Source organism: Streptosporangium sp. 'caverna' (assembly GCF_003203775.1).
In the GTDB taxonomy this organism is placed as follows: Bacteria; Actinomycetota; Actinomycetes; order Streptosporangiales; family Streptosporangiaceae; genus Streptosporangium; species Streptosporangium subroseum.
Map to the genome: position 1 here is coordinate 5964859 of NZ_CP029711.1, position 13496 is coordinate 5978354.

The 13496-nt window shown below is 70.1% G+C and carries 8 protein-coding genes; 1 reads left to right on the top strand and 7 read right to left on the bottom strand.

Annotation, left to right across the window (positions count from 1 at the left end; genetic code table 11):
• Positions 1-49: 49 nt before the first annotated feature.
• The 7 genes from DKM19_RS26235 to DKM19_RS26265 all read right to left on the bottom strand — a co-directional run bounded on the left by DKM19_RS26235 (position 50) and on the right by DKM19_RS26265 (position 12087).
• Positions 50-4642, bottom strand: a complete 4593-nt coding sequence (locus DKM19_RS26235; RefSeq protein WP_204358231.1) for a ThuA domain-containing protein — start codon at positions 4640-4642, stop codon at positions 50-52.
• A gap of 580 nt (positions 4643-5222) precedes the next feature.
• A complete protein-coding gene (locus DKM19_RS26240; RefSeq protein WP_110699045.1) occupies positions 5223-6674 on the bottom strand; it encodes an NAD-dependent succinate-semialdehyde dehydrogenase in 1452 nt (483 codons plus the stop codon).
• Positions 6674-7648, bottom strand: a complete 975-nt coding sequence (locus DKM19_RS26245; protein WP_110699046.1) for an alpha-ketoacid dehydrogenase subunit beta — start codon at positions 7646-7648, stop codon at positions 6674-6676. Before DKM19_RS26245 ends, DKM19_RS26240 begins: the two co-directional genes overlap by 1 nt.
• 43 nt (positions 7649-7691) lie before the next feature.
• A complete protein-coding gene (locus DKM19_RS26250; protein ID WP_204358232.1) occupies positions 7692-8723 on the bottom strand; it encodes a thiamine pyrophosphate-dependent dehydrogenase E1 component subunit alpha in 1032 nt (343 codons plus the stop codon).
• Positions 8707-9957 carry a Xaa-Pro peptidase family protein gene (locus DKM19_RS26255; protein ID WP_110699047.1) on the bottom strand — a complete coding sequence of 417 codons (1251 nt, stop codon included), beginning with the start codon at positions 9955-9957 and terminating at the stop codon, positions 8707-8709. Before DKM19_RS26255 ends, DKM19_RS26250 begins: the two co-directional genes overlap by 17 nt.
• Before the next feature lie 58 nt (positions 9958-10015).
• Entirely contained in the window at positions 10016-10963 is a 948-nt protein-coding gene (locus tag DKM19_RS26260; protein ID WP_110699048.1) for an NAD(P)-dependent oxidoreductase, read from the bottom strand.
• A gap of 59 nt (positions 10964-11022) precedes the next feature.
• Positions 11023-12087: a S9 family peptidase gene (locus DKM19_RS26265; RefSeq protein WP_204358233.1), complete on the bottom strand. Its 1065-nt coding sequence runs from the start codon at positions 12085-12087 to the stop codon at positions 11023-11025.
• 51 nt (positions 12088-12138) lie between these two features.
• Between DKM19_RS26265 and DKM19_RS26270 the strand changes: the two genes are divergently transcribed.
• On the top strand, positions 12139-13341 hold the full coding sequence (locus DKM19_RS26270) for a Xaa-Pro peptidase family protein (protein ID WP_110699052.1): 1203 nt from the start codon (positions 12139-12141) through the stop codon (positions 13339-13341).
• The last annotated feature ends 155 nt before the right edge of the window (positions 13342-13496 follow it).

A 13496-nucleotide genomic window follows, 5' to 3' on the forward strand; every position in this document is an offset into this window, starting at 1 on the left:
CCGCCTCCGGGGGGAACGGACTTCATCCCCCCCGGAGGCGGAGAACTACTTAGGAGGCGTAGACCTCGAACTCGGAGAGCTGGCCGGCGGGCCAGCCGCTGTTGGCGGTGAAGGTCAGGCGCAGGTAACGCCTGCTGGTGGCCGGGAAGGTGACGGTGGCCGTGTTACCGGAGGCGGGGTTGAAGGTGTAGGTCGCCGAGCCGACGACGCCGGTGAAGTTCGATCCGTCGGTGCTGCCCAGAACGGTGACCGCCTGGGTACGGGTGGCCCAGGCGGTGGCCGGGGGCAGCTTGAGAACGATGCGGCCGACGCTCACCGACGAGCCGAGGTCGACGGTGACCGACTGCGGGAAGGCGTTGTTGGCCGACTCCCAGTAGGTGCCGGCGTTGCCGTCCACGATGTTGGCCGAGCCGTAGGTCTGGGAGTGGCTGGTCTCCGTGGTCGCCCTGCCCTGGGCCAGGTTGGTGACGGGCGCCGAGCCGCCGGTGCCGGTCAGGGCCACGGTCAGCGGCCCGTTCGGGTCGTTGCTGGCCACGCTCAGGGTGCCGGTACGGGTGCCGGTCGCGGTGGGGGTGAAGGTGACATTGACGGTGCAGGAGGCTCCGGCGGCCAGGGTGGTGGCGCAGGTCTTGGTCTGCGCGTAGTCACCGGTGGTGGCGATGGTGCCGAGCGTCGCCGACGCGGTGCCGTTGTTGGTGATCGTTACGGTCTGCGCGGGGCTGGTGCTGGCGACCGTTCTGGCGGCGAACGCCAGGGTGGTCGGGGAGGCCGACAGCGACACGGTCTGGACGGGGCCCCCGCCGCCGGGGAAGATCTGGAATTCTGCGAGCTGGGCCGCGCTCCAGCCGGTGTTGGCGGTGAAGTTCAGCCGGATCTGGCGCGCGGTGGAGGAGGTCAGGGGGATCGTGACGCTGTTGCCGCTGGAGGGGTTGAAGGTGTAGCCGGCCGAGGCCTTGAGGGTGGTCCAGGTGGAGCCGTTGGTGCTGGCCTCGACGGACAGGGTCTGCGTCCTGGTCGCCCACGCGGCCGGCGGCGGCAGTTTCAGGGTGATGGAGCCGATGCTCTGGGTGGAGCCGAGGTCGGCCTGCAGCCACTGCGGGAAGGCGCCGCCGGCCTCCCAGTAGGTGGCGGTGTTGTCGTCGTTGGTGTTGCCGGCCGGGAATCCGCCGTTGGAGCTGCCGGCGGTCATCGTCGCGCCGAGCGCGAGGTTGGTGGTCGAGGTGACGCCGCTGCCGGTCAGGCCGACCGACAGAGGGCCGTTCACGTCGTTGCTCGCCACGTTGAGCGTGCCCGGACGGCTGCCCGAGGCGGTCGGAGCGAAGGTGACGTTGACCGTGCAGGAGGCTCCGGCGGCGAGGGTGGTGCCGCAGGTCTTGGTCTGCGCGTAGTCACCGGTGACGGTGACGCCGCTCAGGGCCGCCGCCGCGCTGCCGGTGTTGGTGACCGTGACGGCCTGCGCCGGACTGGTCGTGCCGGTGTTGCGCGTGCCGAAGGACAGGCTGGTGGGGTTGGCGCTCAGGGTGACGCCGTTGACGCTCCTGGCGATGAAGTCGGTCCAGTTGACGTTGATCAGCGCGCCGTTGTTGTCGCTGCCCGCCGGCTTGCGGACGACGAAGTACAGCGGCCCGCTGGAGGTCGGCGGGTTGGTCAGCGTCACCGGGAAGTTCTGGTAGGTCTGCCAGCCGCCGGTGCCGGTCACCGTGACCTTCCCGACCAGCGGACCGTCCACCGCGCCCGCCCGGACCTCGATCGTGCCGCCGGTGGAGCCGGAGGCCGCGCGGAAGCTCAGGCGTTCGATCCCCGACAGGTTGACCGGGTCGTGGCTCCAGTAGTCGCCATCCTCGATGAAGGCGATGTTGTTGAAGCCGCCCTGCGGATCGGAGGTCGTCTCCACCCGCACACCGGGGTCGCCGGTACCGGTGCCGCCGGAGGCGCGCCCGGTCGCGGTGAAGAACTCGGCCTGCTTGTGCTTGGGCTGCAGGAGCGTCTGGGCCCTGCCGGTCAGCGGCCCCGAGGAGCCGGCGCCGCCCCTGTCGGTGTAGCTGGCCTCCAGCACGTAGAAGACGTTGTCGCCCTCGCTGTGCCCGGAGGACAGGGTGGTCTGGACGGTGCCGGAGCAGCCGGTGTACTGGTCGAGCGGGTGACCGTGCGTGTCATGGCCCAGGATCGCCTGGATCTTCACGTTCGCGCAGTCGATCGTGCCGTCCTCGGGGTCGGTGACCGTGACGGTGAAGTTGACCCGGTCGCCGAAGGTGAACAGGCTGCCGTTGGGCGGCAGGTTGATCGTCACGGTGGGCGCGGTGTTGCCGACCACGATCGGCACGTTGGCGGTGGCGGTCTTGCCGCCCGCGTCCTTCACGGTCAGCACGGCGGAGAAGTTACCCGCCGCGGTGTAGGTGCGGGAGGGGTTCGCCTCGGTGGAGTCGACGCTGCCGTTGCCGTCGAAGTCCCAGGCGTAGGTGAGCGGCGTGCCGTCGGGGTCGGCGGATCCGGCGCTGGAGAACTTCACGGTCAGTGGCGCGGGGCCGGAGGTCTTGTCGGCCTTGGCCTGGGCGACCGGCGCCCGGTTGCCCTGCGTGTAGTCGATCCGATAGATGCCGGAGTCGGTGTTGTTGCCGCCGAAGCCCGAGCCCCACTCGATGAGGTAGAGCGCCCCATCAGGGCCGAACTTCATGTCCATCGGCTTCTTGAAGCTCATCGAGCCCAGCATCGGGTTGATGTCGGCCAGTTGTGAGCCGTCGGCGCTGAGCTGGAAGGAGTACAGGTGATTCTGGTTCCACTCACCGAAGACGGCCTTGCCGTCCCAGTAGGCGGGCCACTTGCGGTCCGACACCAGCGCCGGGTCGAAGCGGTAGGCGGGCCCGGCCATGGGCGCGCCGCCGCCGCCCAGTTCGGGGAACGCGGGGTCGGCGGCGTAGTGGTAGTAGACCGTGGCGGCCTTGACCGCGGGCAGGTCGGTGATGCCGGTGTTGTTGGGCGAGTCGTTCTTCGGCGCCGCGCAGTTGTACGCCTGCTTGGAGGTGTTCGTCGCGAAGTCGAAGTCGATGTAGGGCTTGTTGTTGCCGACGCAGTACGGCCAGCCGTAGAAGCCCGGGCCGTTGATGAGGTTCCACTCGACGGTGTTCTCCGGGCCACGCGTGGGGCTGGCGTTGCCCGCGTCCGGCCCGTAGTCGGCGACCAACGGCTTGTGCGTCTTCGGGTCGATGCCGATCCTGAACGGGTTGCGGAAGCCCATCCCGTAGATCTCCGGGCGGGTCTTGGCCGTGCCCGGCGGGAACAGGTTGCCCGCGGGGACGGTGTACGTGCCGCCGGGCTCGGGGTGGATGCGCAGCAGCTTGCCGCGAAGGTCATTGGAGTTCGCCGAGCTGCGCTGCGCGTCCCAGCTGTCCCGGCCCGCGCGCTCGTCGATCGGGGCGTACCCGTCGGAGGCGAAGGGGTTGGTGTTGTCGCCCACGGCCAGCCACAGGTCGCCCGTGGCCTTGTCGAACACCATGCCGCCGCCGTGGTGGCAGCACTCGGCCCGCTGCACCGGCACCTCCAGCACGACCTTCTCGCTGGTGGGGTCGAGTGTCAGGTCCGACCTGATGGTGAAGCGCGACAGCCGGTCCACGACCTTGTCCTGCGGGGAGTAGTACAGGTACGCCCAGCGGTTGGTGGCGAACGCCGGGTCGAGTGCCAGGCCGAGCAGGCCGCCTTCGTTGGCGGTGAAGACATTCAGGTGACCGGAGGTGACCACACCGCCGCCCGGCTTGACCGCCTTGAGATCCCCGACCAGGTCGATGTAGAAGACGGTGCCGTCCGCGGCGACGTCCAGCATCATCGGGTTGGAGGTGTTGTCGTCGAGCGTGACCTTGGCGAACGCCGAGTCCAGGCTGGCCGAGCAGTCGGCCGGCACCACGCCGGCCGCGGTCTGCAGGCCGCCCAGCAGCATCTTCAGGAAGTTCGGCTCGGCGAAAGACGCGTCGTCGTGGCCCAGCGCGGTGTACCACGAGCGGCCGCCGTCGTAGTTCTGGCACCAGCTGTTGGGGTGGTCGGCGCCCATCGTGCCGCCGCTGTAGCTGGTCTCGTCCATGGAGGTCAGGACGTGGACCGTGCCCCGCGGGTCGGTGCGGAAGTCGTACCACTCGTCGTTGCGGGTCCAGCGGGCGGGCAGCCCCGCGGTGGAGGGGTGAGTGGGATCCTCGACCTTGACGACGGCCTGCTGGGGCGTGGGGTGCTGCTTGAAGTACGCGCCGATCAGCTTGCCGTACCAGGGCCAGTCGTACTCGGTGTCGGAGGCCGCGTGCACGCCCGCGAACCCGCCGCCGCCCTTGATGTAGCTCTCGAAAGCGGTCTGCTGAGCGGCGTTCAGCACGTCACCCGTGGTGGACAGGAAGAGCACGACCTGGTACTTGGCCAGGTTCCCCACGGTGAAGGCGCCGGCGTCCTCGGTGGCGTCGACGGTGAAGCCATGTTCCTGTCCCAGTTGCTTGATCGCGGCGATGCCCGCCGGGATGGAGGTGTGCCGGAAGCCGGCGGTCTTGGAGAAGACCAGCGCGGAGAACGGTGCGTCCGCGGCGGCCGAGGCTTGCGCGGGGACTGCGAGAGAGGGGACTACGACGGTGGAGAGGAGCAGCAACAGGGTTGCGAGCATTCTTCTCATGCCGCACCTCGCACGCTGCGTAGGTGAACTCCGGTATGCATGTGCATTTCGACCTGACCTCATGCCTCAGTCAGGCAAAGCGCGCGCCGCCGCGTGTTGCCGGGGGGTGACGTGGGGGAACCGGAGGGATACCGCCTCCGTCGTGCTGTCGAACGGGATGGAAAAGCGCCAGTCACAAGCCTTTTCATAGCTCGACGATTAATTAATTTGGTTTTAACACGCTTACATCCCGCATGCATAGACACGAAATGATCACGAAATTCAGAGCCCCGAAGGTGAATATTTGCACCTGTTCTTCGCAAGCGGCTTGCGCGACGGCATGTGCATGATCCCGCTCGTGGGATGACGCGCTGGATCCGCCGCAAATACACGGGCAAGGCCCGTCCCGTCATGCCCGAGTCTCGGCGTCGCTTCTGCGGTATCGGCTGGAGGATCGCCCATCAGGGAGTCGCCTCCATGGGCGCATCCAGCGTCGAAGTGACCCGCTGTCGCTATTGCGGCAGCACCATCGCGACCCCCTGGACCCCGACACCGGCAGCCGCCACCGGCCCGGCACCCACGTCGCGGTCCAGGAGGCGGTTCACCACTGCACCGCGACGTACTTGGACTCCAGGTAGTCGAGCAGGCCGTCGTGGCCGCCCTCGCGGCCGATGCCGCTCTGCTTCACCCCGCCGAACGGCGCGGCGGGGTCGCTCACCACGCCCCGGTTCAGGCCGATCATTCCCGCCTCGAGCGCCTCGCTCACCCGCAGCCCGCGCGCCAGGTCGCCGGTGTAGACGTATGACACCAGGCCGTACTCGGTGTCGTTGGCGAGCCGGATGGCCTCGTCGAGGTCGTCGAAGACCACGATCGGGGCGACCGGGCCGAAGATCTCCTCCCGGAGGATCGCCGAGGACGGGTCGACGTTGCCGAGGACGGTGGGCCGGTAGAACCATCCCCGCCGGTCCACGGAGCCGCCTCCGGCCAGGGGCCGGGCGCCGCCGTCGATCGCGCCCTCGACCAGTTCGCTCACCTTGTCGACGGCGGCCTGGTTGATCAGCGGTCCGACCTGCGTCCCGGGTTCTAGTCCGGGCCCGACGACGAGGGCGTCCATCGCGGTGGCGAGACCCTTCGAGAACTCGCCCGCGACCCGGCTGTGCACGTAGAAGCGATTGGCCGACGTGCACGCCTCGCCGCCGTTGCGCATCTTGGCGATCATCGCGCCGGCGACGGCCTCCTCCACGTCCGCGTCGTCGAGCACGAGGAACGGCGCGTTGCCGCCCAGCTCCATCGAGGTGTTCACCACGCAGTCCGACGCCTCGCGCAGCAGGACCCGGCCCACCTCGGTGCTTCCGGTGAAGGAGAGCTTGCGCACCCTGGGGTCGTGCAGCATCGCCGACACCACCGCCCCGGAGCGCCGCGACGGCACGACGTTGACGACGCCGTCGGGCACCCCGGCCTCGGAAAGGATCGCGCCGATCGCGAGGGCGGTCAGGGGCGTGTCACTGGCGGGCTTGAGCACCATGGAGCATCCCGCGGCGAGGGCGGGCGCGATCTTGCGGGTCGCCATCGCGGCCGGGAAGTTCCACGGGGTGACGAGGACGCACACTCCCACCGGCTGCTGGAGCACGAGGATGCGGTTGGCCCCCGCCGGGGCCGTGGAGAGGGAGCCCGCCGCGCGCACGGCCTCCTCGGCGTACCACCGGAAGAACTCCGCGGCGTAGGCGACCTCGCCCCGTGCGTCCGGCAGGGCCTTGCCGTTCTCGAGCACGATCAGCGCGGCGAGGAGCTCCGCGCGTTCGGTCATCAGGGTGAACGCCCGCCTGAGCACCTCGGCCCGCAGGCGTGGCGGGGTGGCGGCCCAGGCGGGGCCGGCGGCCGCGGCGGCGCCCACCGCGGCCATCGCGTCCTCGACCGTGCCGTCGGCCACCCGGGCGAGGACCTCGGTGGTGGACGGGTCGTGCACGTCCATCGTCGAGCCGGTGCTCGCCGGTCGCCACTCGCCGCCGACCAGCAGGTCCGTGGGGGCGAGGGCGAGTGCTTCGGCGCTCATCACTCCATCACCTTCCGTACGGTGTCCACGATGCGCGTGACCGAGGGGATCGTCGCGTCCTCGAGCGTGTCCGAGGACGGGAGCGGGACGTGCGGGGTGGTGATCCGGATCGGGGCCCCGTCGAGGTCGTCCCAGATCTCCTCGACGACCACCGAGACGATCTCGGCGCCCCAGCCGCACAGGCGCGGGTTCTCCTCCACGGTGAACAGCTGCCCGGTCCTGGCGACGGCGTCGAGGATCGTCGCGGTGTCGAGCGGGACCAGCGAGCGGACGTCCACGACCGTCGCGCTGATGCCCGCCGCGGCGAGCACGTCGGCGGCCTTCAGTGCCCGGGGCACCATCGCGGCCAGCGCGAGGATGGTGCAGTCGGTTCCCTGCCGCCGCACCTTCGCGGTGCCCAGGGTGTCGACGATCTCACCGTCGGGGACCTCGCCCTTCATGGAGTAGAGCCCCTTGTGCTCGAAGAACATCACGGGGTCGGGGTCGCGGACCGCGGCCGCGAGCAGGCCGACGACGTCCTCGGGGGTGGACGGAGCCACCACCTTCAGTCCGGGAACGGCCATGGCCCAGTTCTCGAGGCTCTGCGAATGCTGGGCGCCGAACCGCAGCCCGCCGCCGTTTCCGGTCCTGATGACCAGCGGAAGCGAGATCTGCCCGTTGGTCATGTAGCGGGTCTTGGCGATCTCGTTCGCGATCAGGTCCCAGCACACGGCGAGGAAGTCGGAGAACATGATCTCGGCGATCGGGCGCAGCCCGGTCATCGCCGCGCCCATCGCGGCGCCGAGGATGGCCTGTTCGGAGATGGGCGTGTCGGCGACGCGCAGCGGCCCGAACCTTTCGAGCAGCCCTCCGGTCGCCTTGAACACGCCGCCCGCCGCGCCGATGTCCTCGCCGAGGAAGACCACGCTGTCGTCACGTTCGAGCTCTTGCGCGATGCCCCGTGCCACGGCGTCGCGGTAGGTCATCAGTGTCATGCCGGGCTTCCTTCGGGGCGGGTGTCGCGGTCGATGGGGGTCGTCAGTTGCGCCATGCCGAGCTCCCGTCAGCCCACACGTCGCGCTCGATGAGGGTCAGGTCCGGCTGCGGCGCGTTCTTCGCCGACTCGGTCGCGTCGTCCACCTCGCGCAGGACCTCCTCGTCGATCGCCTTCAGCACCCCCTCGTCCACGCCCTTGCGCACCAGGTGCGCCCGGTAGGTCACGAGCGGATCCCGCAGGAGCCACGGCTCGACCTCCTCGGCGGGACGGTACTTCGCGGGATCGGCCCGCGAGTGCCCGCCGTGCCGGTAGGTCAGCGCCTCCATCAGCACCGGCCCCCGGCCCGAGCGCGCGTGCCGGAGGGCGTCCTGCGCGGCGCCGTACATCTCGGTCGCGTCGTTGCCGTCGACGACGATCGGCTCGAGGCCGTACGCCGACGCGCGGTCGGCGGCCGGACGGGGTACGGCGGTGACGCTGCCGATCGGGGTGTACTCCATCCACTGGTTGTTCTCGCAGACGAAGACGACCGGGAGCTTCCAGGTCGCCGCGAGGTTGAGGGCCTCGTGGAACGCCCCGATGTTGGTCGTGCCGTCACCGAAGAAGCAGACCGCGACCTGGTCGGTGCCGCGCAGCTTCGCCGACCAGGCGGCGCCGTTGGCGATGGTCAGGTGGGCGCCGATGATGGCGTAGGAGCCCATGACGCCGTGCTCGACGCTGGTCAGGTGCATCGAGCCGCCCTTGCCTGCCATCAGGCCGGTGCCGCGTCCGAGCAGCTCGGCCATGATGGGCGCCATCGCGACCCCCCGGGCGAGGGTGTGCGCGTGCCCGCGGTAGGTCGCGAACGTCCAGTCGCCGGGGCGCATGCTCGCTCCGAACGCCGCCGCGATCGCCTCCTGCCCGAGGGACAGGTGGCTGGTGCCTTTGACGAGGCTCTGCAGGAACAGGTCGTAGGCACGCTTCTCGAACCTGCGCAGCCGTTCCATGGACCGGTAGAGCTCGAGCTCGGTCTCCGCGTCGACCTCGTGTCGGAAGGCGGGCGTCTCGGGCAGGCCTAGATCAGTAGGGGTTGGCAACGAACAGCTCCTCTGCCGGGAAGAGAGTGATGACCCGCGGGCCGTCCTCCGTGACGACGATTTCTTCCTCGATCCGCGCCGCGGAGTAGCCGTCGGAGGCAGGACAGTAGGTTTCGAGGGCGAAGACCATGCCCGCCTGGAGCTCGACCGGGTTCTCCAGCGAGTTCAGGCGGCTGATGATCGGTCGCTCGTGCAGCGCGAGGCCGAGACCGTGGCCGAACTGCAGGCCGAAGGCCGACATCTCGTCCTCGAACCCGAAGTCCTTGGCCTGCGGCCACAGTCGCGCTATCTCGTCGGTTCCGACGCCGGGCTTCACGGTGGCGATCGCGATGTCGATCCACTCCCGTGCCCGCTTGTAGGCGTCGCGCTGGGCGGGGGTGGAGCGGCCGACGGCGAAGGTGCGGTAGTAGCAGGTCCGGTAACCGTTGAACGACTGGATGATGTCGAAGTAGACCTGGTCGCCGGGCCGGATGATGCGGTCGGTGAAGTTGTGCGGGTGGGGGCTGCAGCGCTCGCCCGAGACCGCGTTGATGGCCTCCACGTCGTCGGAGCCCATGTCGTACAGGCGCTTGTTCGCCAGCGCGACGACCTCGTTCTCCCGGATTCCGGGCTTGAGCGCGTCGACGATCGTCTGGTAGGTGCCGTCGACCATCGCGGCCGCCGTGGACAGCAGCGCGATCTCGTCGGCGGACTTGATCTGGCGCGCGTCGAGCATCACCTGCTGGCCGTCGCGGATGTCGAGGCCGAGGCGTTGCAGCGCGAAGAGCATGGGGGGCTCGACGACGTCGACGCCGACAGGCAGGTGGGCGACGCCGGCGTCCTGGAGCATGCCCTTGATCTCGCGGGCGGCCCGGTCGAACAGTCCCGCCTCCGGTGCGACGGAGCCGCGCAGACCGAGCATCCCGGCGCGTGAGTTCTCCGGCCGCAGCCAGGGCGCGTACAGCTGGTGGTGTTTGGCCGCGGAGCCGAAGTCCCACAGGATCGGCTCGGCGTCACGGGGCAGCAGGGCGTAGCGGGCCATCTTGTCCCGCGCCCACTCACCGATCATCGTCGAGGTGATGTAGCGGATGTTGTTGATGTCGAACACGAGCATCGCGCCGAGTTCGGAGGCGTCCAGCGCGGCGCGCGCGCGGGCCAGGCGGTAGTCGCGGAGCCGGCCGAAGTCGACCCGCTGCTCGAAGTCCACGCCCATCCGTCCGGGGGCCGGCACGAGTGGCCCTGTGTTACTGCTCATCGCGTCTCCTCATGTGCCCGGGTCACCTGTCCGAGCGCGGCCCGGGCGCCCGCGCCGGTCATGTGCCCGAGCCGAGGCCGTCGTCGACCTCGGCGGTTTCTGGCTTCAGCTCCAGGCCCGCGGCGGCGGCCATCTGGTCGAGCAGGACGGAGAAGTCCTCCTCGCTCCGGCCGCCCCCGATGGTGGCCTGCACCAGCTGCTGGGTCAGGGCCGCCACGGGCATCGACACGCCCAGCTCGCGCGCCGCCTTGAGCCCGAGGTCGAAGTCCTTGCGCAGTAGAACGGGCGTGAAGGTGGGGGTGTAGTCGAGCTTCACGAGTGCCGGCGTCTTGTAGCGGGTGAACGCCGAGCCCATGACGCTGTTGTTGAGGAAGTCGAGGAAGGCCGCCCGGGAGACGCCGCCCTTCTCGGCGAGCACGGTGATCTCGGCGAGCGACTGTGCCACGACGCCGAGCAGCAGGTTGTGGCAGATCTTCACCAGCCTGGCCGCCTCCCCCTCCCCCACGTAGGAGGCCGAACGGCCGATCGCGCCGAGCAGCGGCGCGACCCTGTTGTAGACCTCTTCGGGACCGGAGACGACAAAGCTGAGCTTTCCCGACGCCACGACCTTGCCGTTGCCGCTCACCGGGCAGGCGAGAAACTCGGCCCCGTGCCGCTGAGCGGCCGCCCGCATGGCCGCCGACGCCTCCGTCGACACCGTGGAGCAGTCGACGATGATCGAGGGAACGGAGCCGCCTGCGGTGAGGAGGCCGCCCTCGCCGACCAGCACCTGCTCGAGGTCCTCCGATGAGGACACCATCGTGAAGACCACGTCGCGGTCGGCGAGATCGGCGATCGACTCGGCCACCGACGCGCCGTCGGCCACGAGTGCCTCGGCCTTCGACGACGTCCGGTTCCACACCGCCACGTCGACACCGGCCTGCGCGAGCCGGCGTGCCATGGCCGCCCCCATCCGGCCGGCTCCGATCCACCCGACGCGCAGCAGCGGGAGTGGTTCAAGGCTCATGCGGGCTCCTTGCAATCGATTGCTATGAATTTACTGAGAGGCTGATCGGGTGTCAAGGTTCACTCACCCGCTCCGAGCTGGGCCGCCATCCAGTCCGCCGTCTTCTGGCGGTGCTGTGCGGCGACGTTCATGCACCCGTGGTTGCCCTCGTCGAGGAGCAGCAGCCGGGTCTCTCCCCCCGCCTCCTCCGCGAGGCGGGCGGCGTCCTGCCACGGGATGAGCCGGTCGCGCCTGCCGGTGACCACGAGCAGCGGGCAGGTGATGGAGGCGGTCCGCCCCTTGAGGCTGAGTGTGTGCGCGATCTCGCGCGCGTGCTCGTCGCTCTCCGCCCTGGAGCGGGCGCGGAACGCCGCTCGCGTGAGGGCCGGCAGCTGCTCCCAGCAGCCGCCGAAGTCGTAGGGCCCGGCGAGCGCGACGCAGGCGCGCACCCGGCTGTCGCCGCTGGCGATGCGGGGGGCGTAGTAGCCGCCGAGGCTGACCCCCCAGACCCCGAGCCGGTCCGGATCGACGTCCGGCTCCGCCGAGACGGCGTCGAGGATCGCGGCGCCGGGAACCTCCCAGTCACCACGAATCGCCAGGTCATACTCGGCTTCGCCCTGCCCGGGGCCGTCGACGCTGAAGGTTCCCACGCCCCGCTCGAGGAAGAGCGCCTCGGTCGATCGGAACTCCTCCTTCGTCGAGTCCAGGCCCGGGACCATGACCGTCACCGGGTGCGGGCCGGGGCCGTGGGGCAGGCGGAGAACACCGACGAGGTGTGATCCGTCGAACGGGATCTCGATCCGCCGGCCCGGCGGGTCGAGGTGCGGGAGCGCGGCGTCGAGGCAGCGCACCGCGGCCAGGTGCGCCTCGCGCATCTGGCCCGGATCCTGGACGAAGAGGAACTTGCCGAAGTGATAACAGACGGCGGCCTGGACGTAGTGCTGGCCCGCCGATCGGAGGCGGCCCTCCCCCATGGCCTCGGCGCCGAGAGCCTCGTACTCCGCTCCCACCTCCGACCACGCGGAGCACCAGCCGTCCCAGTCCTTCAGACCGGACGTCACGCGCTCGAAGTCCGCGACCGCGACTCCGTTCGTCGTGAACCTCGGAGCCCAGTGCGAGACCGCCGAGGCGACAAGCTCGTCCATGATCTTCTCCTCTCATTGCAATCGGTTGCATACTGCTCGATGATGTGAGCCATGTCAACGCTGCTCTCTGGATCACCACTCATCGCCCCAGCCCCTTTCAGCACCGGGGAGCTGCATTCCCGGCGCGCGCTCATCCGCGCCGCCGCCGCGGCGCACGGCGCGGACGTCGTCCTCGCGTACGGTGCGAACCGGACCGGCAGTGCCATCCCCTGGCTCACCACCTGGCCGGTCACCCGCGAGGCTCTTCTTGTGCTGCCGCCGGACGGAGCGGGGCATCTGCTCGTGGGATTCCACAACCACGTGCCCGACGCCCGGCGCACCGTTCTCGGCTCCGGCCTCGACGACGAGGTCGGCCCGATCGGCGACGACCCGGCGCAGGCCGCACTGCAGGCTCTGCGGCGGCTCGGTCCCGCGTGCCGGGTCGGCCTCGTCGGTCCGGTCCCGGCCCGGATACGCGACGCCGTCGGCGAGTGGGCGAGCGCCGTCGTGGTGCTGGACGAGCACTACACCCGCCTTCGCATGGTCAAGTCCGACGAGGAGCTCCGGTGGCTGGAGCACGCGGCGGCGCTGACCGACCTGGCCGCCGCCGCCCTGCTCGACGCCGCCGGGCGGGGGGCGAGCGAGCGGGAGATGGTCGCCGCCGCGGAGCACGCCTACCGCGCGGAAGGAGGCACGCACCACATCTGCTACGTCACGACGACCTCGATGAGCGCACCCGACCGCTGCGTTCCGGCCCAGTGGCCGGGCGAGCGCGTAACGCGGCCCGGTTCCGTCGTGGTGTTCGAGCTCAGCGCCGGATGGGGTCAGGACCACCCCGCCCAACTGCTGCGCACCGCGGTGGTCGGCGCCGAGCCGACCGCGCTCTACCGTCGCCTGCACACCGTCGCCGAGACGGTCCGCGACGAGGTCATGGGCCGCCTGCGCGCGGGTGTCCTGCCCGCCGAGCTGCTGTCGAGCCTGCGGCACGTCCGCGCCGAAGGGCTGTCGACCGTCGACGACCTCCTTCATGGACTCGGCGGCGGCTACCTGCCCCCAGTGCTGAGCGGGCGCGATCTCACCCCGAGTGGCCTGCACGCCGAGCCGCTGCGCGCGGGGACGACGCTCGTGGTGCAGCCCAACGTCTGCACTCCCGACTTCACCGCCGGCGTGCAGACCGGCGAGATGGTCGTGGTCACCGACACCGGCTGCCGCTCCCTGCACCGGTTCCCGCCCGGCCTGCTCACTCTTCCCTTCGACGGTCATCAGCCCATTTGACGGTTGTTCGGTGGCCGGAGTCTCCGCCGGCCCCGGCTGAAGACATCCCGTCAGGCCGGTTACCCCCGGAAAAGCGGCGTCTCCGCATCCCGTGAACCGCTGGGAGATTCGATGAACGCCGCCCTCTTGGACTCGCCCTGACGTAGCGGTGGGGG